The sequence below is a fragment of the Blastochloris viridis genome (genome assembly GCF_001402875.1).
In the GTDB taxonomy this organism is placed as follows: Bacteria; Pseudomonadota; Alphaproteobacteria; order Rhizobiales; family Xanthobacteraceae; genus Blastochloris; species Blastochloris viridis.
Window position 1 is genome coordinate 1,935,900 of sequence record NZ_CP012946.1, and the last position, 23,040, is coordinate 1,958,939.

Sequence of the window (23,040 nt, forward strand, 5' to 3'; positions counted from 1 at the left end):
ATCGCCATGCCCCTTCGTACTGATGGGAACTTGGGGCGGCGCCGAAACGTGCGACACCTCGGCTGTTTGGAATCGGTCCGATTCGGCCTATCCGTTCGCGGCGCCGCGCCGGCCCGACGTCGTCGTCCGCCGCGGGGCTCGGAAACTTTGCGGAAAGGCGCGTGTTCTATAGCGGCCGCGACGTTTCGATCCGAACCGTTACGGCGGCGTCACCTCAGGCGCGGCTGGGCCTCGACCAATTGAGCGTTGTTCCATGAGCCAGCCGCGCATCCATCTCAGCTTCTTCAGGGCCGCCGGCTTGTGTGCCGCAGCGGCGGCGCTGCTCGCGGCCAGCCGCCATTTCGGCGCCAATACCGCCGAAACCCAGGTCGCGATGCCGGCAATCGCCGCCTGGGCGCTGGCCGGCTGCGGCGCCTGGTACCGCGCCAACCCGACCCGCGCGATCGGCGAAGCCGCCAGCGGCCACGCCGCCCTGGCGGTACCGGGCGCAATCGTCACCTCGCTCGGCGCGGTCGGGCTCGGCGCCGGCATGGAAATCGCCACTCCGGCGCTCGCCATCGGCGCCATCGCGGTTGGCGCCGCCTTCCTGATGATGCTCGGCCGTGCGTTCGCGCCCAAGCGGCGGGTCCGGCGCATCGTCTCAACCGCCGCCGCGCCGGACGGCAGCCCGGTGACCCGCATCGACTACGTGCTCGACCGCTGAGCCCCACCGTTTCCAGATACCATCTGCGCCCGCCGGCGAGCCGCCGTCCCCGCTCCCGCCCCAATCTGGCATCATCCAGCCCGAAACGAATCGCGATGGATCGGACCAGGGCTGATGACCAAATCAAAGAGCGGGCCGGCACAGGATCTGTTCGGCGCCGCCGCGCAGGCCTCGCCCGCCGATAAGACTGCCGGCAAGGCTGCGGACAAGGCCGCCAGCGCCCGTTCGGCCGCCCGCGCTGCGGCGTCTGCCGAGGCCGGCTACGGCGCCCAGGACATCGAGGTGCTGGAGGGGCTGGAGCCGGTGCGGCGCCGGCCGGGCATGTATATCGGCGGCACCGACGAGAAGGCGCTGCATCATCTGTTTGCCGAGGTGATCGACAACGCCATGGACGAGGCGGTGGCCGGCCACGCCTCCTGGATCGAGGTCGAACTCGCCGCCGACGGCTACCTGACCGTTACCGACAACGGCCGCGGCATCCCGGTCGAGGACCACCCCAAATTCCCCGGCAAGTCGGCGCTGGAAGTGATTTTGTGCACGCTGCACGCCGGCGGCAAGTTCGACTCCAAGGTCTATGAAACCTCGGGCGGCCTGCACGGCGTCGGCGTCTCGGTGGTCAACGCGCTGTCCGAGCATCTCGAAATCGAGGTGGCGCGCGGCCAGATACTGTACCGCCAGAACTACAGCCGCGGCGTTCCGCAGGAGCCGCTGGCGGAAATCGGCCGGGTGCTCAACCGCCGCGGCACCCGCGTGCGCTTCAAGCCGGACCCGCAGATTTTCGGCAAGGGCGTGGCGTTCAAGCCGCAGCGCGTGTTCAAGATGGCGCGCTCGAAGGCCTACCTGTTCGGCGGCGTCGAGATCCGGTGGTCCTGCGACCCGGCGCTGCTGGCCGGCGTCGAGGGCGTGCCGGAGAAGGACTCCTTCCGCTTCCCCGGCGGGCTGAAGGACTTCCTCGCCGCCGCCATCGACGGCCACAATTTGGTCCATCCCGAGATCTTCGCCGGCAAGATCAAGAACGGCGGCACCAGCGGCATGGTCGAGTGGGCGGTGGCGTGGATCGCCGACGACGACGGCTCGATCTCCTCCTACTGCAACACCATCCCGACCCCGGACGGCGGCACCCACGAATCCGGCCTGCGCTCGGCGCTGACCCGCGGGCTCAAGGACCATGCCGAGCGCGTCAACCAGTCCAAACGCGCCAGCGCCATCACCGCCGAGGACGTCACCGCCGGCTGCGCCGCCATGCTCAGCGTGTTCATCCGCGAGCCGGAGTTCCAGGGCCAGACCAAGGACAAGCTGGCGAGTTCGGAGGCGACGCGGCTGGTCGATAGCGCGGTGCGCGACGCGTTCGACCACTGGCTGGCCGGCAACCCCAACCAGGCTTCCAAGCTGCTCGACTGGGTGATCGACCGCGCCGAGGAGCGGCTGCGCCGCCGCCAGGAAAAGGACGTCGCCCGCAAGAGCGCGGTGCGTAAGCTGCGCCTGCCCGGCAAGCTGGCCGACTGCTCCAACGCCCAGGCCGCCGGCTCCGAACTCTTCATCGTCGAGGGCGACTCGGCCGGCGGCTCCGCCAAGCAGGCGCGCGACCGCCAGACCCAGGCCGTCCTGCCGCTCCGGGGCAAGATTCTGAACGTCGCCTCCGCCGGCCGCGACAAGCTCTCGCAGAACCAGCAGATCGGCGACCTGATCCAGGCGCTGGGCTGCGGCACCGGCGCGGCCTATCGCGATCAGGATCTGCGCTATGAGCGGGTGGTCATAATGACCGACGCCGACGTCGACGGCGCCCACATCGCCACGCTGCTGATCACGTTCTTCTACCGCCAGATGCCGCAACTGATCGAAAACGGCCACCTGTTCCTGGCGGTGCCGCCGCTCTACCGGCTCTCGCACGCCGGCAAGATCGTCTATGCCCGCGACGACGGCCACAAGGACCGCCTGCTCAAGTCGGAGTTCAAGTCCAACGCCAAGGTCGAGATCAGCCGCTTCAAGGGCCTCGGCGAGATGATGCCGGCGCAGCTCAAGGAAACCACCATGGACCCGCGCCGGCGCACCCTGCTCCGGGTGACGGTGGAGGACGCCCGGCGCGCCGAAACCGCCGCTACCGTCGAGGAGCTGATGGGAAACAAGGCCGAGGCGCGCTTTGCCTTCATCTCCGAGCGCGCCCGCTTCGCCACCGAGGACGTGCTGGATATCTGAGCCGCATCGACCCGGTCGCCGTTACGGTTTCCGTTACGAATCGGCCAAACGCCTTATTCTCCGCCGAAGCGGGTGACGAGGCCGGCGATCGCCGGCCGCTGCCGTTCCTCGGCGGCGGGCGCGGACCCGATCAGCACGAAGCCGACCACGGTCTCGTCCGCCTTGACGCCGAAGGCGTCGAGGCAACGGCGGTCGTAGGCCAGCCATTCGGTCAGCCAGGTCGCCTTGAATCCGAGCGCGAAGGCAGCGTGGATCAGGTTCATCGTCACCGCCGCTGCCGACATCAGCTGCTCGAATTGCGGAACCTTGGGGTGGGGCGCGGCGGTCGACACCACCGCCACCACCACCGGGGCGCGGGTGAAGCGCCCGCGCTCGATCTCAAGCTGCTCATCGGTCATGTCGGGTGTCTCGGCGTGGCGGATGGCCGCCACCACCGCGCCGGCCCGCTGCCGCGCCTCGCCCTCGAACACGATGAAGCGCCACGGCGCCAGCTTGCCATGGTCCGGGGTGCGGACCGCCAGCGTCAGCATCCTGTCGAGGTCGGCCGGGCTCGGCCCTGGCGCGGTGAACGCGGTGGCGCGAATCGAGCGGCGGGTTTCCAGGTGGCGCAGAAGGTCGGTCATCGCAAACCTCGCGAGCGGAAGCCCGCACCGAGCCCATCCGCCGATCGGACTGAATCAAGCGGCCGCTCCAAGCCTTTGAGTTGCCGCAGTCTCTTTCGCAAAGCCGCGTTCCGCGTTTGCGGAGAAAGCTGTAGCCCGGCCGCCAGCTGGGCGGAACCCCATCCGCGCCGCCGGCATCGCCGGCCAACCGCGGCGGGCTTGAAACCGCCGCGTTTTCCGACCTAATAGCGGCCATGGAAAGGTCCTCTCCGGCCGGCCCGCATCGGCTGTTCGCCCGGTGCGGTTCCTTGGCTTTCGCGCTCGTTGCGGCGTCGGGATTGCTGTCGCCGCCCCCGGCGTCGGCGCAGTTCCAGTTCGCACCGGCAGGCACGCCCGGCTTCTCGGCCCTGCCCAAGGCGGCCCAGCCCAACCCGCCGCCGGCGCCCCGCAACGAGCCGGCGCGCGCGACCGAGCTGAAAAGCCCGCACACGACGATTCCGGCGATTCCCCGCGGCAAGGTGGCGCTGGCGCTGGCCGCCCGCTTCAGCGCCGAAGGGGCGCTGATCAACGCAGCCCTGCACTGGCGAGTGTTCTCGGCCGCCCCGGACGGCGGCGGCAACCAGGTGCTGGTGGCGGAATCGCGCGACGCCGCGCCGATCTTCGCGCTCGACCCCGGCACCTATGTCGTCCATGCCGGCTACGGCCTCGCCGGCTTCGCCAAGGCGGTCGAGCTGGTGGCCGATCCGGTGCGCGAGACCTTCGCCATGCAGGCCGGCGGCCTTCGGCTGCAGGCGGTGCTGGGCGATCAGCCGCTGCCCGCCGCCAAGGTGTCGTTCGACATCTACGCCAACAGCCTGGTCGGCGGCGGGCCCGAGCGGCCGCTGATGCGCCAGGTCGAGCCCGGCGCCCTGGTGCTGCTGCCGGAAGGCACCTATCAGGCGGTGTCGGCTTACGGCGACGCCAACGCCGTGGTGCGCGCCGACGTCAAGGTGGCGGCCGGGCGGATCTCGGAGGCGATGCTGCGCCACCGCGCCGCCGCCATCACCCTGAAGCTGGTGGAAGGCCCCGGCGGCAACGCCATCGCTAACACCGCGTGGTCGGTGGTGACGCCCGCCGGCGACGTCATCAAGGAATCGATCGGCGCCTTCCCGTCGATGGTGCTGCAGGAGGGCGACTACATCGCCATCGCCCGCAACGACAGCCGCTCGTTCTCGCGCGACTTCACCATCGAGCCGGGCAAGGACCAGGAAATCGAGGTCACCACCAAGGACCTCGCCCCCAACGCGCCGACGCCGGTGTCGAGCCGGCGCCAGCGATAGGCCGCGGCGAGAGACTGGGCGGCGGCGGACCGGAACCAACGGCCGGCCGTCGCCGCCGTTGGTATTTTTATGCCGCCCGCGCCGCCGTCAGCGACGCCATGTCGATGACGAAGCGGTATTTGACGTCCGATTTCAGCATCCGCGCATAGGCCTGCTCGATATCCTGGATCGCGATCAGCTCGATGTCGGCGGTGATGCCGTGGGCACCGCAGAAATCGAGCATCTCCTGGGTCTCGGCAATGCCGCCGATCAGCGAACCGGCAAAGTTGCGGCGGCTCATGATCAGGCTGAACACGTTGACCGGCAGCGGCTTGTCCGGGGCGCCGACCTGCACCAGCGTGGCGTCGCGCTTGAGGAGGCCAAGATAGAGGTTGATATCGTGCGGCGCGGCGACGGTATCGACGATCAGGTCGAAGCTCGACGCCTGCGCCTTCATCGCCGCCGGGTCGGACGACAGCACGCCGTGGTCGGCGCCGAGGCGCGCACCGTCGGCGATCTTGGACGGCGAGGTGGTGATGAGCGTGACGTGGGCGCCCATGGCGTGGGCCAGCTTCACCGCCATGTGGCCGAGGCCGCCGAGCCCGACCACGCCGACCTTCATGCCCGGCCCCGCCTTCCACCGCCTGAGCGGCGAATAGGTGGTGATGCCGGCGCACAGCAGCGGCGCCGCGGCGGCCGGATCGAGATTGTCCGGCACCCGCAGCACGAAGGTCTCCGTCACCACGATGTGGCTGGAATAGCCGCCGAAGGTGTGGCCGCCGAGCACCTTGTCCAGGCCGTTGTAGGTACCGACGAACCCGGTCTCGCAATACTGCTCCAGCCCCTGCCGGCAGCTCGGGCAGCTGCGGCAGGAATCGACCAGGCACCCCACTGCGGCGAGGTCGCCGACCTTGAAGCGGGTCACGCCGCTGCCGACCGCGAATACCCGGCCGACGATCTCGTGGCCGGGGACGCACGGATAGAGCGTGCCGGGCCACTCGCTGCGCGCGGTGTGGAGGTCGGAGTGGCAGACGCCGCAATAGAGGATCTCGATGGCGACGTCGTCGGGGCCGGGATCGCGGCGTGCGAACGTGTAGGGCAGCAGCGGCTTTGTGGGATCTTCGGCGGCGAAGCCGACGCAGCTGAACATGGGGTGTTCCTTTTTTGTGAACGAATGGCGAGGCTGGCTCTGAATCCGCGTCAGAATTCCTGCTTGGTCGGGCGGAACAGGATCTCGTTGACGTCGACGTCGTCGGGCTGGCCGATGGCGAAGGCCACTATGCTGGCGAAGGCGTCGGCGGCTATGGCGCTCGCATAGACCTTGCCGATGGCCTCCGCGACGTCGGGCTCGGTGATGCTGTCAGGGAGTTCGGAGAGGACCGCGCCCGGCGAGATGATGGTGGTGCGGATGTTGTAGGGCTTCACCTCCTGGCGCAAACCCTCCGAGATCACCCGCACCGCGTGCTTGGTCGCGGCATAGACGGCGCCGCCCGGCCGCACCTTGTGGCCGGCGACCGAGGACACGTTGATGATATGACCGCCCTGTTGCGCCTTCATATGCGGCAGCGCGGCGGCGATGCCGTAGAGCACGCCCTTGATGTTGACGTCGATCATGCGGTCCCAATCGGCGACCTTGCAGCGCTCCAGCGGCGACAGCGGCATCAGGCCGGCATTGTTGACCATCACGTCGATGCGGCCGTGGAGCGCCACCGCCTGGTCGACCAGGCGCTTGACCTCGTCGGCCTTGGTTACGTCGGTCCGCACCACCGCGCCCTCGCCCAGCGACAGCTCTTTCGCCAGCGTCTCAAGCCGGTCGATCCGGCGCGCGCCGAGCACCACTTTCGCTCCCTCCCGCGTCAGACGGCGGGCAGCGGCCTCACCGAGCCCGCTGGAGGCACCGGTAATGACGACGACCTTGCCTTCGATTCCGTGTGTCATGGTTGTCCCCGCATAGTTTGGCTGGGTCCGATCCCCATCGCCACTGCCGATGGCCAGCCCGCGTTCCCCCCATGATCGGGGTGACCAGCCCAGTGCAAAGATAGACTTGGCGTCAATCAGTGATTAGGGGGTTGAATGAGAATGGACTGATATCCTGGTTTCATGAATGCCCGGAGCACAACCATGCGGCGGGACAACCTCGGCGACCTCACGGCGTTCCTCACCGTTGCGCAGGAGCTGAGCTTTACCCGCGCCGCCGCCAAGCTCGGCACCTCGCAGTCGGCGCTCAGCTACACGGTGCGGCGGCTGGAGGAGCGGCTGGGGGTGCGCCTGCTGACGCGCACCACCCGGCAGGTCATGCCCACCGAGGCCGGTGAACGCCTGCTGCGCACCATCGGCCCTGCATTCGAGGAGATCAGCGCCGAGCTGGCCGCGCTCAGCGCGCTGCGCGAAAAGCCGGCGGGCAATATCCGCATCACCGCCGGCGAGCACGCCGCCGACGCCATCCTGTGGCCGGCGCTGGCGGCGCTGCTGCCGCATTATCCCGACATCCGGGTCGAGATCGTCGTCGACGCCGGCCTGACCGACATCGTTGCCGAGCGCTTCGATGCCGGGGTGCGGCTCGGCGAGCAGGTCGCGAAAGACATGATCGCGGTGCCGATCGGGCCCGAGCTGCGGATGGCCGCGGTGGCGGCGCCGGCCTATTTCGCGACGCGGCCACCGCCGCTGACGCCGCAGGACCTCACCCTCCACGCCTGCATCAATCTCCGTCTGCCGACCTCAGGCGGGCTCTATGCCTGGGAGTTCGAGAAAGACGGGCGCGAGCTGCGCGTGCGCGTCGAGGGACAGCTAGCGTTCAACACCACGCACATGATCGTCGGCGCGGCCGTGGCCGGGTTCGGCATCGCCTTCCTGCCCGAGCAGATAGTGGCCGCGCCACTCGCGGACGGTCGGCTGGTGCGGGCGCTGGAGAACTGGTGCCCGCCCTTTCCCGGCTATCACCTCTATTATCCGAGCCGGCGCCAGCCGACTCCGGCCTTCGCGGTGCTGGTCGAGGCGCTGCGCTGGCGCCGATGAAAAGGGCCGGCGTCGATCAGAACGCCGGCCCCTTGAGGTCAGGAACCGCTCAGATCACCCCGCCGCCCGCTCCCGCTTGACGTCCGGCGCCGTCGCCTCCTCCACCAGCACCGCCAGGGCGTCGGCGAACGAGGTCGAGGTCTGCTGCTGGCTGCCGAGGCGGCGGATCGACACCGAGCCGGTCTCGGCCTCCTTCTTGCCGACCACCATCAGCACCGGCACCTTGGCCAGCGAGTGCTCGCGGACTTTGTAGTTGATCTTCTCGTTGCGAAGATCGATCTCGGCCCTGAGGCCCGCCCGGCGCAGCTTGCCCAGGATCTCCTGGGCATAGGCGTCGGCGTCCGAAGTGATGGTGGCGACCACGATCTGCAGCGGCGCGATCCACAGCGGGAAGTGGCCGGCGAAGTTCTCGATCAGGATGCCGGTGAAGCGCTCCATCGAGCCGCAGATGGCGCGATGCACCATCACCGGCGCCTTCTTCTGGCCGTCGGCGTCGATGTAGAACGCGCCGAACCGCTCCGGCAGATTGAAGTCGACCTGGGTGGTGCCGCACTGCCAGTCGCGGCCGATGGCATCGCGCAGCACGTACTCGAACTTCGGCCCGTAGAACGCGCCCTCGCCCGGATTGACCATGGTCTTGATCTTGCCGCCGGACTGGGCGGCGATCTGATCGAGCACTTTGGTCATCACCTCCTCGGCGTGGTCCCACAACGCATCCGAGCCGACGCGCTTGTCCGGCCTGGTCGACAGCTTGACCACCAGATCCGCCTCAAAGCCGAAGTCGGCATAGGTGGTGAGGATCAAGTCGTTGATTTTCAGGCACTCCGCGGCGAGCTGGTCCTCGGTGCAGAACACGTGGGCATCGTCCTGGGTGAAGCCGCGCACCCGCATCAGGCCATGCAGCGCGCCGGACGGCTCATAGCGGTGCACCAGGCCGAATTCGGCAAGCCGCATCGGCAGGTCGCGGTAGCTTTTCAGGCCGTGCTTGAAGATCTGGACGTGGCCGGGGCAGTTCATCGGCTTCAGCGCGAACACCCGCTCGTCGCCGGTGGCCTCGCCGGCGGACTGCACCTTGAACATGTTCTCCTTGTACCAGCCCCAGTGGCCGGAGATCTCCCACAGCTCCTTGTCGAGCACCTGCGGGGCGTTGACCTCCTGGTAGTCGGCGCTAAGGCGCCGGCGCATGTAGGAGGTGATGCCCTGGAACAGCGTCCAGCCCTTGGGATGCCAGAACACCACGCCAGGCCCCTCCTCCTGGAAATGGAACAGGTCCATCTCGCGGCCGAGCCGGCGGTGGTCGCGCTTCTCGGCCTCCTCCAGCTGGTGCACGTAGGCGTCGAGTTGCTCCTGGGTCTGCCAGGCGGTGCCGTAGATGCGGGTCAGCATCGGCTTGGTGGAATCGCCGCGCCAATAGGCGCCGGCCACCTTCATCAGCTTGAAGGCAGTGCCGACCTGGCCGGTCGAGCGCAGATGCGGGCCGCGGCAGAGGTCGAACCACTCGCCCTGCTTGTAGATCTTGAGGTCCTGTCCCTCGGGAATGGCGTCGACCAGCTCGACCTTGAAGTATTCGCCCTTATCGCGGAACACCTGCTTGGCGTCGTCGCGGCTCCAGAACTCCTTGGTGAACGGGGTATCGCGGGCGATGATCTCGCGCATCTTGGCTTCGATCTTCGGCAGATCGTCGAGCGTGAACGGCTCGGTGCGGTAGAAATCGTAATAGAAGCCGTTCTCGATCACCGGGCCGATGGTGACCTGGGTTCCCGGCCACAGCGTCTGCACCGCTTCCGCCATCACGTGCGCGGCGTCGTGGCGGATCAGCGTCAAGGCGTCGGGGGTGTCGCGGGTGACGATCTCGATCCGGCTGTCGCGCTCGATCGGGTCGGCGAGGTCGATCAGTTCGCCGTCGAGCTTCACCGCCACCGCCTTCTTGGCAAGCGACTTCGAGATGCCGGATGCGACGTCGAAGCCGGTGACGCCGGGCTCGAACGCGCGCTGATTGCCATCGGGAAATGTCAGGGTGACCATCGGTGTCTCCTGCTCACTCCTGCGTACGACGCAGGTAAGCCAATCGGACCAAAGGGGATGGCGCCGGGTCCGGATGCGGCGGCATGCCGACTTCCTGGGGCGTCGGCGAGGGCGAAGCTGCCCACCTTCGATTAATACAGCGTGGGCGGGTGTTCAATCACGCCGGCCGATCCCTCCAGCAGCGAGCCCTGCCGCCGGCACCATCCGAGTCGGCAAGGCGTTGCCGAGATGACGCGGCGGCGACTACGCTTCGCTATTGCGCCCTACGGGCCTTCGTCATCCCGGCCGAGCGGAGCGAGAGCCGGGATCGCGCCCAGGACGAGCCCTTTTCCGGCGAACGGTCCCGGGTCGCGCGGCGCTGCCGCTTGCCCGGGACGATAGCCAGCGAAACCACCCACGCAGTACGCTGCGCTATTGCGCCCTACCAAAGCACCGCCACAAATCACCGCTCTACGGGGCGGTCGAGGTCGATCCCCACCAACAACGAGCCCTGCGGCTCCGGGCCGGGGTCGGTGTCGCGCCAGCGGCCATAGCGCCATGGCAGGTACCAGCGCGCCTTGGCCGGCACCCGCTCGCAGACGAAGTCGAGCCCCGAGGTGCCGAGCGGATGGCAGCGGCACAGCCGGGCAAGGCCGACCCAGCCGCCGGCCCACAGCCCATGACGGGCGATCGCCTCGTCCATATAGGCCGAGCAGGTCGGCAGATGGCGGCAGCCGCGGCCGACCAGCGCCGAAAAGGTGAGCTGATAGAACCGGATGAGGCCGCGCGCCAAAGCTGCCGGCAGGCGGAGGACCCCGGCGAGCACGGCGCGGGCGGCGGGCGCCGTCACATCACGTCCTGGTGGTCGATCGCGGCCTGCCGCGCCTCGATCTGGGCGATGGCATCGACCACGGCATCGAAGGTCAGAAGCGTCGAGGCGTGGCGGGCCTTGTAGTCGCGCACCGGCTCAAGCACCGCGATGTCGGCCCACTTGCCGCCCGGAGGGGCGCCTTGCTCCTTCAGCATACGCCGTACTGTGTCGCGCAACGCGCGCAGCTCCTCGGCGTTGGAGCCGATCACATGGTGCGCCATGATCGCGGACGACGCCTGGCCCAGCGCGCACGCCTTCACCTCGTGGGCGAAATCGGTGACGACGCCGCCCGCCATCTTGAGATCGACCGTCACGGTCGAGCCGCAGAGTTTCGAGTGGGCGGTGACGCTGGCATGCGCATCCGGCAGCCGGCCGATGCGCGGGATCGACCCGGCGAGTTCGAGGATGCGCCGGTTATAGACTTCGTTCAGCATCGCAACATCGTGATCCCGGCGTCAAAGGGCCTGTCATGCGCAAAGCGCCGTCGTATGGACAGAGTCAGCATACCATATAAGACGGCGTGCGAACGAAGCGAGGGCCACGTGCGTTTCCATCCGGTGCGGCGCTCTGTCAGTGGTCCAGCCTCAGCTCGCCCTCGTATAATTACGAGCCGACCCCGGTGACACCCCGGCGCCCCCTTCCCGCGCCGTCGAACGGAGAGCCCTTGATGGATGCCAGCGTTGCCCCGTTGTTCCGCCATGTCGAGGAACCCACCGCCGCTGCGGTGGCGCGGCCCAGCCGCGAGGACGCCGAAGCCGCGGTGCGGACGCTGATCGCCTGGGCCGGCGACGACCCCGGCCGCGAGGGCCTGATCGACACCCCCAAGCGGGTGGTGAGGGCCTATGAGGAGCTGTTCGGCGGCTACCGCGAGGACGCCGCCGCGTTCCTGGAGCGCACCTTCTCCGAGACCGGCGGCTATGACGACATGGTGCTGGTGCGCGACATCTCGTTCCACTCGCACTGCGAGCACCACATGGTGCCGTTCTTCGGCCGCGCCCACGTCGCCTACGTTCCGATCGACCGGGTGGTCGGCCTGTCGAAGATCGCCCGCATCGTCGACGCCTTCGCCCGCCGGCTGCAGACCCAGGAACACCTCACCGCGCAGATCGTCTCGACTCTCGACGAGGTGCTGAAGCCGCGCGGCGTCGCGGTGCTGATCGAGGCCGAGCACATGTGCATGACCATGCGCGGCGTGCAGAAGGCCGGCGCCTCGACCATGACCACCCAGTTCACCGGGGTGTTCCGCGACGATCCCGCCGAGCAGGCCCGGTTCATGACCCTGCTGCGGCAGGGGCGCGGCTGATCGTCCGGTCCTCGGCCGCCGGCGCGCCCTGCCCGCTGCCGTTGCGGAAGAGGCGCCGGGCGGCCGACTGGCCAAGGGGTGGCCGAGCGACCACCGACCTGTTCACACGAACCCGTACGATTGCGCGCGCCGGAGGCGACTGATGTCCACTGCGATCCAACGTTTTTCGCCGCGCGGCACCGAGGTCGAGATCGAGGAAGGCCTTGGCCTCGCCCCCCGGTTCGACGCCGACGGCCTGGTCACCGCCGTCGTCACCGACGTCAAGGACGGCGCCGTGCTGATGGTGGCGCACATGAATGCCGAGGCGCTGGCGCTGACGATCGAGACCGGCGTCGCGCACTATTGGTCGCGCTCGCGCAAGGCGCTGTGGAAGAAGGGCGAGACCTCCGGCTTCCTGCAGCGCGTCAGCGAGTTGCGGATCGACTGCGACCAGGACGCGGTGTGGATCGCCGTCGAGCAGATCGGCGGCGCCGCCTGCCACACCGGGCGCCGGAGCTGCTTCTACCGCCGCGTCCCGCTCGGCGCCGCCCCCTCGCCCGCGCTGGAAATGACCCTGACCGAGGCCGGGCTGACGTTCGATCCGGCCACGGTCTACCGGAACAAGTGACCCTTATCGCGCATATGTCCTAGCTCTGGTTGTTGCGAGGTCTGGTCGTGATCCGGCCAGCTGCTTTACCGCCGAGGCTGAAATGGACGCGAAGCTGGACGCCGAACGACCGCAGGCCAAGCGACGGCCGATCCTGGACTTGATCCGCCGCGGCCAGAGCCGCGCCGCCGACCCCGAGGACATCGACCACGAGCCCGAGAGCACGCGGCCGACCGTCGGCCTTGCGCTCGGCGGCGGCGCCGCGCGCGGCTGGGCGCACATCGGCGTGATTGAGGTGCTGAGCGCCGCCGGCATCCAGGCCGACGTCATCGCCGGCACCTCGATCGGCGCGGTGGTCGGCGGCTGCCACGCCTGCGGCAAGCTCGCCGCGCTGGACGGCTGGGCGCGAATGCTCAGCCGCCGCCGCATCTTCGGCCTGCTCGACCTGTCGTTCACCGGCGGCCTGGTCAGCGGCGAGCGCATCGCCCGCCTGCTCGACCACGAGATCGGCGACACCGTCATGGAGTCGCTGCCCTGTGCCTTCGCCGCCATCGCCACCGAGCTCGGCACCGGCCATGAGATGTGGCTGACGCGCGGCCGGCTGCTGTCGGCGATGCGCGCCTCCTACGCGCTGCCCGGCGTGTTCCCGCCGGTGCGGGTCGGCGGGCGATGGCTGGTCGACGGCGCCCTGGTCAATCCAGTGCCGGTGTCCGCCGCCCGCGCACTGGGTGCGCGGCTGGTGATCGCCGTCAATCTCAACACCGAGCATCTCGGCGGTCGCGGCGCCACCATTCCCGGCTTCGGCGACGACGGCACCGGCGGCGTCGAGGTCATCGTGCGGTCGTCGTCGCGCCGCCGCGCCCGCATGTTCGGCCAGGACCACCTCACCCGCCGCCGCCTGCTGGAATCCCAGACCGAGGTGCCGGGCCTGCCCACGGTGATGATCGAGGCCTACAACGTCATGCAGGACCGCATCGCCCGCTCGCGCATGGCGGGCGATCCGCCCGACGTGCTGATCGGCCCCAAGGTCTCGCGGGTCGGCATGTTCGACTTCCACCGCGCCGCCGAGGCCATCGACGCCGGCCGCGAGGCCACCGAGCGCGCCCTGCCGGAAATCAAGGCGGCGCTGGAGGCGCTGGTGTAACCGGCGCCCGGAGCGGGATGCGCGCCGCCACGCCGACGACAATGCCGTTTCGAACCGCGGTTTCGGTGCGGCGGCGAAGCGAGGGAGGCCGAGGGGGTCCTGTCGCCCTTGATGGTATCGCCCGGCGGTCGGTGCGCCGCCCGCGCGCCCTTTGGTGGCGGCGAAGCGAACCTGCGACGGTTCGGCTCAGCCGGCGACCGGCTTGCGCAGCGCCATTGTGATGTAACCGTAACTGTTACCGTAGGCGCGAAACACCGCGATCTCGCGCCTCGTCAGCGCCGCCACCTCGGCTAGCGCCGGGTCGGCAATGACCGGCCCCAGCGCCTCGATCCGGGCGGCCAGCGGCAGGTAATAGCTCTCCCACCAGTCGTCGACCGGCAGCACGAAATCGGCGATCAGCTCGAAGTCCTTGTCGATGACCATCGTCCGCAGCGTCGCCCAGTCGGTCATGCCGGGGTATTCGCGCGCCCAGAACGCCTCAGCCTCGGCCGGGCGGTCGCCGCCGAGCCACACCAGTTCGCTGAATACCGCGATGCCGCCGGGCACCAGCAGGCCGCGCCACGCCTCCAGCGCCCGGCCGACCCCGACCGAATAGGCCGCCGCCTCGCACCAGATCAGCGCGGCGGACAACGGCGCGACGCCGGGTTCGTCCAGCGAGGCGACGTCGAAGGTGACGCGGTCGCCGAGCCCGACCAGATCGGCGCGGCGGCGCGCGATGTCGATCGAAGCCTGAAACACGTCGGACGCCCGGATCGGCCGGTCGAGATGGCGGGCCAGCACGCGGGTCGAGGCGCCGGTGCCGCAACCGACGTCGAGCACCTCGCCGTTCGCCGGCAGCAGCGGACGAACGATCTCGAGCGCACGCAGGCTCGACGCGGTCGTGCCCGGCCCCTGGCGGATCAGATCGCCAAAAACCCGCATGAAGGCGTCTTCGATGGTCATGCCGTTTTCCCCTCGCCTTGTTCTAACGCTGGAGTCGGACGCGCGGAAGCGTTTCGAGCGAAGGTTCACATCACGAGCCATGCCGAGCGCGCTGGTTTTGCGCGCAGGCCGCTAGCACCGCACTGAAAGCCGGCTCAGGGTTGTCGAGCCGCAAAAAACGTCGTGGCTTTTCCCCGCCCCGAGGCCGAAGAGGCCACGCAGCGCGGCGCGGTGCCGCTGTCCCGGTCACGGCGATGACGTTGCCACGTTACCGATGCGAGTTCGCAAACGGCGAATCGCCCTCGTCCCGGCCAAGCGGCGAAGCCGCGCGACGGATGATATGGTTTCATTTCGGCGGGTCGGATTTCCGGCGCCCAGCTGACACGAACGGCGGCTGCTCCCGCCGGGGCCTCGACGTCCTGTCGCCGAAATCCCTGTTCGATCAACGATTTTCGGCGAGTCGTCTGGTTGCATCCCGACGTGATCAGCCTGAAGCCGGATCAGCCGCGCGCGGCAGCCGCACCACCGCCGTCATCGCCCCCGGCGCGGTCGGCCCAAGCGTCACCGCGCCGCCCCAGGCCTCGGCGAGATCGGCGGCGATGGCGAGGCCGAGCCCGGTGCCCGAGCCGGTCAGGTCGAGCCGGCCGCCGCGCTTCAGCGCCTCGGCCACCCGCTCTGCGGGGATGCCGGGGCCGTCGTCGACCACCTGCAGCACCACTGTGTCGCCCTCGGCCGCGCCGCGCACGCAGACCTCATCCTCGGCGTGGCGGGCAGCGTTCTCGACCAGATTGCCGAGGATCTCGGCAAGGTCCTCGGGCAGGATGCGGGCGGCCAGCTCGGCCGGCACGTCGTTCGACCAGCCCAGCCGGCTGCCGCGGGGGGTGCGGCGCACCACCCCGATCACCTGGTCGGCCACCGCCGCCAACTTGGCGCGCGCGGTGTTGGTGCTGGTGGTCTGGCGCGACCGCGCCAGCTCGCGCTCGACGTGCCGGCGCATGGTCTCGCCGATGGCGGCAAGGTCGGCGGCGATGGCGGTTTCGCCCTTGGCGCGCAGCCGGTTGACACCGCCGGCCAGCACCTGCAGCGGCGTCTTGAAGCCGTGGGCGAGATCGCCGGCGCGCGTCCGCGCCGCCTCGATCTGCTGCGCGCGCTGATCGAGCAGCGCGTCGACCTCGGCCGCAAGCGGGCGAACCTCATCGGGAAACGCAGTGCCGAGCCGCTCGGCGGCGCCGGTGCGAATAGCGGCGAGCCGGGTCCGCACCGCCTTGAGCGGCGCCAGCCCGACCGCGACCTGCGCCGCCGAGGCTGCCACCAGCACCAGCGCGATCACGCCCAAGAACGGCAATAGGTCGCCGGTGAAGGCCGCGGTGGCGGCGGCAAGGGCGCTGACATCCTGCGCCACCACCGCCCGCACCGCGCCGCCGCCGAGCCGTTGCGACAGCATCACCCGCCGTTCCACCGCCAGCAGCTCGGCCCCGCCCGGCCCGCGGATGCGATGGTTGTGCCGCACACTTTCGGACAGCTCGTCCGCCGGCAGCGCCAGCTCGGCGTCCCACAGCGAGCGCGAGCGGTCGATCACGCCGGCCGGTTCGCCGGAAACCTGCCAGTAGAGGCCGCTCAGCGGCTTATCGAACCGGGGGTCGTCGGGCGGATCGATCACCTGCAGCCGGCCATCGTCGCCGCGGTCGAGTTCCGCCACCACCCGGTCGACCAGGGTGGTCAGGTCGTCCGCCATCCGCCGCTCGACGTGGCGCTCGAACAGCGCCGACAGCCCGAGCGCGGCCAAGCCCAGCGCCAGCAGAATCGACACCGCCCCGGCCGCGAACAGCCGCAGCCGCAGCGACCCGGCGATCACGACCCCGCCTCCGGCAGGCTGGTGTCCGGCGGCTTGGGGTCCGCCACCAGATAGCCGAAGCCGCGGCGGGTCTCGATGATGTCGGCGCCGAGCTTGCGGCGCAGCCGCATCACCAGCGCCTCAAGCGCGTTGGCCTCGCGGGCGTCGTCGTCGCCATAGAGCTGGCCGATCAGCTCGTGGGCCGGCACCACCCGGCCCTTCTGCAGCGCCAGATAGGCCACCAGCCGGTATTCCAGCGGCGACAGCGCCACCGGCACGCCGCCGACGCTGACGCGCATCTCGCGCGGGTCGACGGTGAGCGGGCCGGCCTCGATCACCGCCGCGCCGATGCCGGCGGAGCGGCGAATCAAGGCGCGGAAGCGCGCGACCAGCTCCTCCATCTGGAACGGCTTGGGCAAATAATCGTCGGCGCCGGCATCGATGCCCTCGACCCGTTCCGCCCAGGTGCCGCGCGCGGTCAGCACCAGCACCGGCATGTGACGGCCGTTGCGGCGCCAACGCTTCAGCACCGCCAGCCCGTCGAGATGCGGCAGGCCGAGGTCGAGCACCACCAGGGCGTAATCCTCGGTGTCGCCCTTGAACCAGGCCTCCTCGCCGTCGCCAACGATATCGACCACCGCGCCGGCCGCCGCCAGCGCCGCGGCGATGTCCTGCGCGATGCGCGGCTCGTCCTCGACCACCAGCACCCGCATCAGTCGCCCTCGACGATCTTGCCGGTCAGGGCGTCGACCTTGGCCTCGACCAGCTGGCCGTCCGGCCGCAGCAGCTTGACCTCGTACTGAATCCGGCCGGAGCAGTGTTCCAACTCGATTTCGATGGCCTGGCCGCCCAGCTCCGATTCGACCATCGGCAGGATCTCGGTCAGCGGCCGCGCCCGGCCCTCGGCCAGCGCGCGGCGGGCGCAGTCGTGGTCGCCACGGCGATGGCCATGGCGGCGGGGTTCGTCGGCGGTGGCGCCGGCAACGCCGACGAGGCCGGCCAGCCCAGCCAGGACAACGGAGCGTCTGTCAAAACGTACCATGGCCGCAGTTGATACCCATTCGCCTGACGACGCCCTGACGCGCCGGCCGGCCACCATGCCTTGGCGATCCTGCATGGCTGCTCACGGATCCGTGAACGAGCCATTGCATTCCCGGACAGAACCGGTAATCTGAAGCGGCTCGGAGATGTGACGCCATTTTCCAGCGAGATTCGACGTCACCGCAGCCCCTACCGGTGGCGCCAGAATAGACAGCAAGCAATTCGCAAGAATTGCCTTTGGTGTCTGGAAAGTTGTGTGCATTTCGAGACCCGTCATGAGAGGACCAACGATGAAACTTTCAGCTATTCTTGGGGCGCTTTCTGTCGTCCTCACCTCGACCATCGCTTCGGCTTACTTCGCCGCTGATGGCTCGGTCGTTCCGAGCATCTCCGATTGGAACCTGTGGGTTCCGCTCGGCATCCTCGGCATCCCGACCATCTGGATTGCGCTGACCTATCGTTGATAGCAGCAGGCTAGGCCCCGGTCGGCTGGCCGGGGCCTAGCCACGCTCCCGATCATACTGTCGCGCCCGCGGCAAACGGGGAACAGCGGTGAGCCGGAGCCGGCGTTGAGCCGCAACATGCTGCGTGATCGGCTGGGACGGCAGCACCGCCATCGACCAGATGCCGGAGCGTAACCCGAGATCGGATGCCGGTACGTAAGCTGGCAAAAGCTGATCGCCGCCGGTTGCACCGCGACATCGCACAACGACCTGCCAAATCGCAACAGCTCAGAATTCGGACGCCGCGCGAACGCGGTGGGGTCGGATCGCGACATGTCGGCGCCAAAGCGGGTCCAGGCCATCCGGATCCAGCGCCAGAGTCGCCCAGGTTTCTCCCAAATCAGCAGCAGACGTGGGTCCCCTCGCCGACAGCGTCGACGGAGCGTACGCGCGGTGACATCAACCGCGGGTCGGCCAGCGGCAACGGTGCGGCCGATGGCGTTACCGTTGGGGTTACGCCGCTACCCGCGCATGTACCGGCGAGCCGCTATCTCGATCGAGTCTTTTCGGCGATTCCGCCCAGGATCGCGCCGCGGCCTTGCCTGCTTCGACAATAGTTCGCCCCGCGCCTATTCCTGCGTGCACCGCCTGCCGTGCAAGTACTTAGTTGCTGGTACGTAGCGGCGTGGTCACGCCGGCGCGGTTGCTTAAACGTCCGCAGCAGTTGCACCGCAATCGGCCGCGGCTTCCTCCGCCCGTGCTTACCGCCGCGTCCGACTTGCCGTGTCATGCTTTGCGACATCGAACCATACCGTTGCATTCGCGGCCGGACTCGTTACTCTTGCCTGGCTCGGAGGTGAGGCATCCTTTTCCAACATCGTCGGCGATGACAGCGCTGCCCCGATCGCTGCCATGCGGACGAGCCAACGGCCAGGGGTAACCACGGCCGGCAGGTGGGGCGGAAATTCGAAGTCTTCATTCTGGGCCCCTTCATGAGAGGACCAACGATGAAACTGTCAGCTGTTATTGGGGCGCTTACTGTCGTCCTGTCGTCGACGCTCGCTTCTGCTTATTTCGCCGCCGATGGCTCGGTCGTTCCGAGCATCTCCGATTGGAACCTGTGGGTTCCGCTCGGCATCCTCGGCATCCCGACCATCTGGATCGCGCTGACCTACCGTTGAGCGCGTGACAGATCGGCCCCGTTTTACTTAAACGGGGCCTGAGCGAACCTTGAGTCGAGGTCGCCGCAGTGCGGCTCGACGTAAGGACGCCAAGCCTGAGGCGAACGCAGGATTTCCGGACCCGCTCACGCGACGTTCGGAAATCCTGTTTCGTTTTGGCGGCAGGTTTGTCGCGACTCGGACTCCGTGGGCGTGCGGCGTGGTGCAGGGTTTCCGCGGCACATCACGTCGTTTCGAGCGTGCCTTGCCGGCGGCGAGGGGCAGCGAGTCGCGCCTCCATCCAATGTCCCGTTGCAGTTACCGCCGATCGCGGCGAGCCGGTACGCTTCGCATTCGAGGTCCTGATCGGCTGGGTTTGCGATTCGCACGCTCTCGGCAAAAGCGAAGGTCGTCTTCGTAAAGTTTTTATAAATCAATGACTTATAGCGACCGCCGGTGCAATCAGATTGCCGAATGCGTTCGTATCCGGTTTACCTTATTCGCAGTCGGCTGCACCCGCTGGCCAGACCGCCAGCCACGCACCGCCCCCGCGCCGATCGCGGGACCGGAACGGAACGACCGGAGGGCCGCCGATCTTGGCAGCCGCCTCGGCGCCAGCCCACGCCGGCGGCGCCCGCCGCCAGACGGGCCTTGGCCGACTCCCCGCCAGCGCCGTTGTTGGGCTCCGCAAGTTGGCATTTCCTCGTAACACGAAGACGTGATCGAGCCATTGCATTCACGGCCAGAAACGCTACTGTCGCCCCCGCTCGGACATGCACTGACTTTTCCGCTGCATTCGTAATGACGCCGCTGCCCCGATCGGCGCCACGCGGATGACGAAACCCCACACGCGGGTTTCGGGGAAACGATGCGCGCAATCCTGGGCTCTTTTGGAGGACCAAAGATGAAACTTTCGGCTGTTCTTGGGGCGCTCTCGGTCGTCCTGTCTTCGACGCTCGCTTCCGCCTACTTCGCCGCTGACGGCTCGGTCGTTCCGAGCATCTCCGATTGGAACCTGTGGGTTCCGCTCGGCATCCTCGGCATCCCGACGATCTGGATCGCGCTGGTCTATCGTTGAGAATTGTCGGGTCCGGCCCCTATCGTCCGATAGGGGCCGCGGCACTTCTTGCGGATCGGGCCTTGCGCTCGATGTGATGGATTTGCCGAACCACGATGACTGCAGGATTTCCGAAATCTGCCGGCGTTTGGCGGGAGCGGAAATCCTGCTATCGTTTGAGATTGCTGTCGCTTGACCCTCATGCGGTCGCGACGGGTTAATTTGGCGAGCTGACAGCCAGCAACCGTAAGCCAGAGCGGGTCGTTTCGTTCGGAAGCGGCACAGTATCGGCGTACCGGAGTTCGACTGCTCTCAGCGTTGTGCCAGTTATATTGTCAGCATAGCGGTTACACGCCGCCTGTACCGCGAACGCCCGAACGCCTTCGATTACGGCGGCGAGCTGATGTGCAGGCGCTGCGTTATATCGCCCCGAAATGCAGCCGAGTCCCAGACCAGAGACGATGATCTCGCGCGCGCTCGGCGATGCGATCGCCGGCGATACCCTCAACACAGCCCGCGCGGGTCGCCTTCGTCCGCGCGGAGGAACCCGCTGCAGCCGTCACCGTTAGCCTGAGACAACGGGCGGATGGAGGCACCGATGCCCCGCGGCGACAAGTCGAAATATACCGATAAGCAGCACCGCAAGGCCGACCATATCGCCGAAGGCTATCAAAGCCGCGGCGTGCCGGAGGACGAAGCCGAGCGGCGGGCCTGGGCCACCGTGAACAAGGACGATGGCGGTGGCAAACACCCCGGTGGATCCGGTCGCGGCCGGCGCACCGACCACCCGGCGGCCCGCCGTGGTGCGGAGCTTGGCGGCCGCGCCGCCGCAACCCGTCCGGACAGCGCCCGGTCCGCCGCAGCCAAAAAGGCCGCCACCACCCGCAAAGCCAAGCAGGCAAGAGGAACGTCATGACGCCGACCGAACCGGTGCCGCCGTTCGAGCCGGACCATCCCAAGGTACCACCGGGAGTACCGCCGCCGTACCGCGATCCGGGTCCGCTGCCCGGACATGGCCCTGATATTCCGCCGCCAACCGATCCGGAGGCGCCGAGAATAGACGAGCCGATTTCGCCCGGCATCGGCGAGCCCGAGCTGCCGCCACCGTTGCCGGCGCCCGAAATCGATCCACCCGGCCCACAGTGAACGGTTGACGCGAACTCGAGCGCCGGGCCAGCGTTGCCTCGGCCGGGTGCCGAAAGCCCCCGCCCTCAAACGCGGTTCCGCAGCGAGGCTGTTTGCCCAGGAACCAACGCGATGCGCCGAAACGAATGCCCGCCGTGCCGGCGGCGGTTAGCTGTCACCCAATCGCGCCGGCCGCAGCCGCCGTTGGGTCCTGGGCCTTTGGCCGTTGCGCGCGCCGTTACCGGCGCGCGCTCAAGCCTATGCATTCTATGCAATTTTAGCGATTTGCCGGAGACGACGTTAATTCCGTCAGGGTAACAGCAAGCCGGAGGATTTCCATGCCCCGGTCAGCTCAGCTCTTTTCGATCATTTCCGTTTTGGTCATCGCGTCGCTCCCGGCCACGGCCGACGACACCCAGGTCATCACCCGGCTCGACGACGTTACCAACGCCAAGAACGAGGTGTGCTGGAGCCTGGTGCCTGCGGTCGACACCGACGCCAAGCGATACCGCTGCCCTGGTCTCAACAGTTGGCGGGTGGAGATGGTGTCGACCGGCGGGGTGACCAACGTTCTGCTGGGCACGCCGGCCCACGGCGCGACGCCGGTCGAGCAGTTGATTCCAACCCGCACAATCGAGCCGGGCCAGACCATCCATTGGCACTTGCGTAATGGGCAACCGGTAGCCGTCTCGCTGTTCTACAGCTTCGAGGGCCACCTCGGCACCGCCCAGGCTGTGGCGGTTTACAAGCTCGCAGCAGACAGCACGTCCTGCATCGCCGCCGTCATCGCGGAGGAAAAGGACCGCGACCTCAACGCCGAGGCGCAGCGTCTTGCAGTGCAGCTGGTACCTGGGTTCCGCTGTGGGATCGACCACCCGGTCACACTGGGAAAGCAGCGCGCCGCCCTACGCTGACCCTCCGCCGTCCACCCTCAAAAACTCATTTGGGTCAATGCACTGCGCCTGGGTTCGTACAAACTGAATCCGGACGGACGGAGCGGATCGAGCATCCGCCAATCTGACGGAACCAAACGCCACGGACGAATTGTCCACCTCGCCGGCCTCGCAGGGATGATCGAACTCGCGGCCGCCCGCCCTTGCGCATGATAGCTGCCGGTTGCCAAGCAAGCAGATCTGGCATCAGGCGGAATAGAGAAATTACAGCATATCCGGCCGGAACAGCGAGCGTCGGCTTATGGTCTTGCCAGATACCATGAATTCGCCGTGGCCGAGATAATGCAGCGTCTCGGGATGCTTGGGCGCTGCGGCAACGTGTGCCTTCACCACCTCCCAAATGAAGAAATTGTACTTGTCGATCAGGCAGGCATCAGCGAGCTTGCACTCGAAATTGGCGTAGCACTCGCGAATCAGGGGTGCCTTGACCTGGTCAGCCATCTCCGCGGTCAAGCCGAAGTGCCGGAACTTGTCGACGTCGCGGCCGGAGGTGTTGCCGATGCCGACGACGGTGTCGACCATGTCGGCGGTCGGCAGGTTGATGACACACTCCTTGCTGCGCCGGACCAACTGGAAACTGTGGTTGCTGCCGGCGATGATGCAGCCGACCAGCGATGGCGTGAACTCCATCACCGTTTGCCAGCCCATGGTCATGATGTTGGTCTCGCCGCGAGAGGCGGAGGACACCAGCACGATGGGGCCAGGCTCGAGAAAGCGCCGGATCTCATGCACCGGCAGATCGACCTTGCGGTATGTCATGACGGACGCCCAGCGGTGTAGTCGC

24 protein-coding genes are annotated in these 23,040 nt (G+C 68.1%); 13 read left to right on the forward strand and 11 right to left on the reverse strand.

The window, feature by feature from the left end:
- Window positions 1–253: 253 nt before the first annotated feature.
- A complete protein-coding gene (locus BVIR_RS08600) occupies window positions 254–703 on the forward strand; it encodes a hypothetical protein (RefSeq protein WP_055037311.1) in 450 nt (149 codons plus the stop codon).
- 99 nt (window positions 704–802) lie between these two features.
- Entirely contained in the window at window positions 803–2,899 is a 2,097-nt protein-coding gene (parE, locus tag BVIR_RS08605; RefSeq protein WP_417852058.1) for a DNA topoisomerase IV subunit B, read from the forward strand.
- A gap of 53 nt (window positions 2,900–2,952) precedes the next feature.
- On the opposite strand, the gene BVIR_RS08610 is transcribed toward parE, so the two are convergent.
- Window positions 2,953–3,522 (reverse strand): nitroreductase family protein, encoded by a 570-nt coding sequence (locus BVIR_RS08610; protein ID WP_055037313.1) that lies wholly within the window; start codon window positions 3,520–3,522, stop codon window positions 2,953–2,955.
- A 287-nt stretch (window positions 3,523–3,809) separates the two neighbouring features.
- Between BVIR_RS08610 and BVIR_RS08615 the strand changes: the two genes are divergently transcribed.
- A complete protein-coding gene (locus tag BVIR_RS08615; protein WP_055037314.1) occupies window positions 3,810–4,820 on the forward strand; it encodes a hypothetical protein in 1,011 nt (336 codons plus the stop codon).
- A 67-nt stretch (window positions 4,821–4,887) separates the two neighbouring features.
- On the opposite strand, the gene BVIR_RS08620 is transcribed toward BVIR_RS08615, so the two are convergent.
- Window positions 4,888–5,949, reverse strand: coding sequence for an NAD(P)-dependent alcohol dehydrogenase (locus tag BVIR_RS08620; RefSeq protein ID WP_055037315.1), 1,062 nt, complete (start codon window positions 5,947–5,949; stop codon window positions 4,888–4,890).
- Window positions 5,950–5,999: 50 nt separating this feature from the next.
- Complete coding sequence (locus BVIR_RS08625) at window positions 6,000–6,737, reverse strand: SDR family oxidoreductase (protein ID WP_055037316.1); 738 nt, start codon at window positions 6,735–6,737, stop codon at window positions 6,000–6,002.
- A gap of 183 nt (window positions 6,738–6,920) precedes the next feature.
- Between BVIR_RS08625 and BVIR_RS08630 the strand changes: the two genes are divergently transcribed.
- Window positions 6,921–7,814 (forward strand): LysR family transcriptional regulator, encoded by an 894-nt coding sequence (locus tag BVIR_RS08630; protein ID WP_055037317.1) that lies wholly within the window; start codon window positions 6,921–6,923, stop codon window positions 7,812–7,814.
- Window positions 7,815–7,868: 54 nt separating this feature from the next.
- Here the strand turns inward: BVIR_RS08630 and thrS are convergent, their stop codons facing one another.
- The 3 genes from thrS to BVIR_RS08645 all read right to left on the reverse strand — a co-directional run bounded on the left by thrS (window position 7,869) and on the right by BVIR_RS08645 (window position 11,123).
- Complete coding sequence (thrS, locus tag BVIR_RS08635; RefSeq protein ID WP_055037318.1) at window positions 7,869–9,839, reverse strand: threonine--tRNA ligase; 1,971 nt, start codon at window positions 9,837–9,839, stop codon at window positions 7,869–7,871.
- 442 nt (window positions 9,840–10,281) lie between these two features.
- Window positions 10,282–10,668, reverse strand: coding sequence for a membrane protein insertion efficiency factor YidD (gene yidD, locus BVIR_RS08640; protein ID WP_417852029.1), 387 nt, complete (start codon window positions 10,666–10,668; stop codon window positions 10,282–10,284).
- A complete protein-coding gene (locus BVIR_RS08645) occupies window positions 10,665–11,123 on the reverse strand; it encodes an iron-sulfur cluster assembly scaffold protein (RefSeq protein ID WP_055037319.1) in 459 nt (152 codons plus the stop codon). Before BVIR_RS08645 ends, yidD begins: the two co-directional genes overlap by 4 nt.
- 233 nt (window positions 11,124–11,356) lie before the next feature.
- Here BVIR_RS08645 and folE point away from each other — a divergent pair, with 233 nt between their 5' ends.
- The 3 genes from folE (at window position 11,357) to BVIR_RS08660 (ending at window position 13,722) form a co-directional block, all read left to right on the forward strand.
- Window positions 11,357–11,992, forward strand: a complete 636-nt coding sequence (folE, locus tag BVIR_RS08650; RefSeq protein ID WP_055037320.1) for a GTP cyclohydrolase I FolE — start codon at window positions 11,357–11,359, stop codon at window positions 11,990–11,992.
- Window positions 11,993–12,134: 142 nt separating this feature from the next.
- Window positions 12,135–12,599 carry a phosphoribosyl-AMP cyclohydrolase gene (hisI, locus tag BVIR_RS08655; RefSeq protein ID WP_055037321.1) on the forward strand — a complete coding sequence of 155 codons (465 nt, stop codon included), beginning with the start codon at window positions 12,135–12,137 and terminating at the stop codon, window positions 12,597–12,599.
- An 82-nt stretch (window positions 12,600–12,681) separates the two neighbouring features.
- Complete coding sequence (locus BVIR_RS08660; RefSeq protein WP_236823577.1) at window positions 12,682–13,722, forward strand: patatin-like phospholipase family protein; 1,041 nt, start codon at window positions 12,682–12,684, stop codon at window positions 13,720–13,722.
- Window positions 13,723–13,908: 186 nt separating this feature from the next.
- Here the strand turns inward: BVIR_RS08660 and BVIR_RS08665 are convergent, their stop codons facing one another.
- From BVIR_RS08665 to BVIR_RS08680, 4 genes are all read right to left on the reverse strand, one after another.
- Window positions 13,909–14,664: a class I SAM-dependent methyltransferase gene (locus tag BVIR_RS08665; RefSeq protein WP_055037322.1), complete on the reverse strand. Its 756-nt coding sequence runs from the start codon at window positions 14,662–14,664 to the stop codon at window positions 13,909–13,911.
- Window positions 14,665–15,127: 463 nt separating this feature from the next.
- On the reverse strand, window positions 15,128–16,498 hold the full coding sequence (locus BVIR_RS08670; RefSeq protein WP_055037323.1) for a sensor histidine kinase: 1,371 nt from the start codon (window positions 16,496–16,498) through the stop codon (window positions 15,128–15,130).
- On the reverse strand, window positions 16,495–17,190 hold the full coding sequence (locus BVIR_RS08675) for a response regulator transcription factor (RefSeq protein ID WP_055037324.1): 696 nt from the start codon (window positions 17,188–17,190) through the stop codon (window positions 16,495–16,497). The genes BVIR_RS08670 and BVIR_RS08675 overlap by 4 nt, the downstream gene beginning before the upstream one ends.
- Window positions 17,190–17,519 carry a PepSY domain-containing protein gene (locus tag BVIR_RS08680; protein WP_055037325.1) on the reverse strand — a complete coding sequence of 110 codons (330 nt, stop codon included), beginning with the start codon at window positions 17,517–17,519 and terminating at the stop codon, window positions 17,190–17,192. The genes BVIR_RS08675 and BVIR_RS08680 overlap by 1 nt, the downstream gene beginning before the upstream one ends.
- A gap of 289 nt (window positions 17,520–17,808) precedes the next feature.
- On the opposite strand from BVIR_RS08680, the gene BVIR_RS16790 reads away from it, so the two are divergent.
- From BVIR_RS16790 to BVIR_RS08690, 6 genes are all read left to right on the forward strand, one after another.
- A complete protein-coding gene (locus tag BVIR_RS16790) occupies window positions 17,809–17,982 on the forward strand; it encodes a hypothetical protein (RefSeq protein WP_156331031.1) in 174 nt (57 codons plus the stop codon).
- A gap of 986 nt (window positions 17,983–18,968) precedes the next feature.
- Window positions 18,969–19,142: a hypothetical protein gene (locus tag BVIR_RS16795; protein ID WP_156331032.1), complete on the forward strand. Its 174-nt coding sequence runs from the start codon at window positions 18,969–18,971 to the stop codon at window positions 19,140–19,142.
- Window positions 19,143–20,025: 883 nt separating this feature from the next.
- Window positions 20,026–20,199 carry a hypothetical protein gene (locus tag BVIR_RS16800; RefSeq protein ID WP_156331033.1) on the forward strand — a complete coding sequence of 58 codons (174 nt, stop codon included), beginning with the start codon at window positions 20,026–20,028 and terminating at the stop codon, window positions 20,197–20,199.
- 577 nt (window positions 20,200–20,776) lie between these two features.
- Window positions 20,777–21,094: a hypothetical protein gene (locus tag BVIR_RS08685; protein WP_055038778.1), complete on the forward strand. Its 318-nt coding sequence runs from the start codon at window positions 20,777–20,779 to the stop codon at window positions 21,092–21,094.
- Complete coding sequence (locus BVIR_RS16805; RefSeq protein WP_145912021.1) at window positions 21,091–21,324, forward strand: hypothetical protein; 234 nt, start codon at window positions 21,091–21,093, stop codon at window positions 21,322–21,324. The genes BVIR_RS08685 and BVIR_RS16805 overlap by 4 nt, the downstream gene beginning before the upstream one ends.
- 317 nt (window positions 21,325–21,641) lie before the next feature.
- Window positions 21,642–22,217: a hypothetical protein gene (locus BVIR_RS08690; protein WP_145912020.1), complete on the forward strand. Its 576-nt coding sequence runs from the start codon at window positions 21,642–21,644 to the stop codon at window positions 22,215–22,217.
- 243 nt (window positions 22,218–22,460) lie between these two features.
- Here BVIR_RS08690 and BVIR_RS08695 read toward each other — a convergent pair whose 3' ends face one another.
- The gene (locus tag BVIR_RS08695; RefSeq protein WP_055037327.1) at window positions 22,461–23,015 is read right to left on the reverse strand and encodes a flavin reductase family protein; all 555 of its coding nucleotides are present in this window, start codon (window positions 23,013–23,015) and stop codon (window positions 22,461–22,463) included.
- Between the last annotated feature and the right edge of the window lie 25 nt (window positions 23,016–23,040).

Coding starts and splice junctions, on each gene's coding strand:
- BVIR_RS08600 (WP_055037311.1), top strand. CDS start 254: ATGAGCCAGCCGCGCATCCATCTCAGCTTCTTCAGGGCCGCCGGCTTG.
- BVIR_RS08610 (WP_055037313.1), bottom strand. CDS start 3,522: ATGACCGACCTTCTGCGCCACCTGGAAACCCGCCGCTCGATTCGCGCC.
- BVIR_RS08620 (WP_055037315.1), bottom strand. CDS start 5,949: ATGTTCAGCTGCGTCGGCTTCGCCGCCGAAGATCCCACAAAGCCGCTG.
- BVIR_RS08625 (WP_055037316.1), bottom strand. CDS start 6,737: ATGACACACGGAATCGAAGGCAAGGTCGTCGTCATTACCGGTGCCTCC.
- BVIR_RS08630 (WP_055037317.1), top strand. CDS start 6,921: ATGCGGCGGGACAACCTCGGCGACCTCACGGCGTTCCTCACCGTTGCG.
- thrS (WP_055037318.1), bottom strand. CDS start 9,839: ATGGTCACCCTGACATTTCCCGATGGCAATCAGCGCGCGTTCGAGCCC.
- BVIR_RS08645 (WP_055037319.1), bottom strand. CDS start 11,123: ATGCTGAACGAAGTCTATAACCGGCGCATCCTCGAACTCGCCGGGTCG.
- folE (WP_055037320.1), top strand. CDS start 11,357: ATGGATGCCAGCGTTGCCCCGTTGTTCCGCCATGTCGAGGAACCCACC.
- hisI (WP_055037321.1), top strand. CDS start 12,135: ATGTCCACTGCGATCCAACGTTTTTCGCCGCGCGGCACCGAGGTCGAG.
- BVIR_RS08660 (WP_236823577.1), top strand. CDS start 12,682: ATGGACGCGAAGCTGGACGCCGAACGACCGCAGGCCAAGCGACGGCCG.
- BVIR_RS08665 (WP_055037322.1), bottom strand. CDS start 14,664: ATGACCATCGAAGACGCCTTCATGCGGGTTTTTGGCGATCTGATCCGC.
- BVIR_RS08675 (WP_055037324.1), bottom strand. CDS start 17,190: ATGCGGGTGCTGGTGGTCGAGGACGAGCCGCGCATCGCGCAGGACATC.
- BVIR_RS08680 (WP_055037325.1), bottom strand. CDS start 17,519: ATGGTACGTTTTGACAGACGCTCCGTTGTCCTGGCTGGGCTGGCCGGC.
- BVIR_RS16790 (WP_156331031.1), top strand. CDS start 17,809: ATGAAACTTTCAGCTATTCTTGGGGCGCTTTCTGTCGTCCTCACCTCG.
- BVIR_RS16795 (WP_156331032.1), top strand. CDS start 18,969: ATGAAACTGTCAGCTGTTATTGGGGCGCTTACTGTCGTCCTGTCGTCG.
- BVIR_RS16800 (WP_156331033.1), top strand. CDS start 20,026: ATGAAACTTTCGGCTGTTCTTGGGGCGCTCTCGGTCGTCCTGTCTTCG.
- BVIR_RS08685 (WP_055038778.1), top strand. CDS start 20,777: ATGCCCCGCGGCGACAAGTCGAAATATACCGATAAGCAGCACCGCAAG.
- BVIR_RS16805 (WP_145912021.1), top strand. CDS start 21,091: ATGACGCCGACCGAACCGGTGCCGCCGTTCGAGCCGGACCATCCCAAG.
- BVIR_RS08690 (WP_145912020.1), top strand. CDS start 21,642: ATGCCCCGGTCAGCTCAGCTCTTTTCGATCATTTCCGTTTTGGTCATC.
- BVIR_RS08695 (WP_055037327.1), bottom strand. CDS start 23,015: ATGACATACCGCAAGGTCGATCTGCCGGTGCATGAGATCCGGCGCTTT.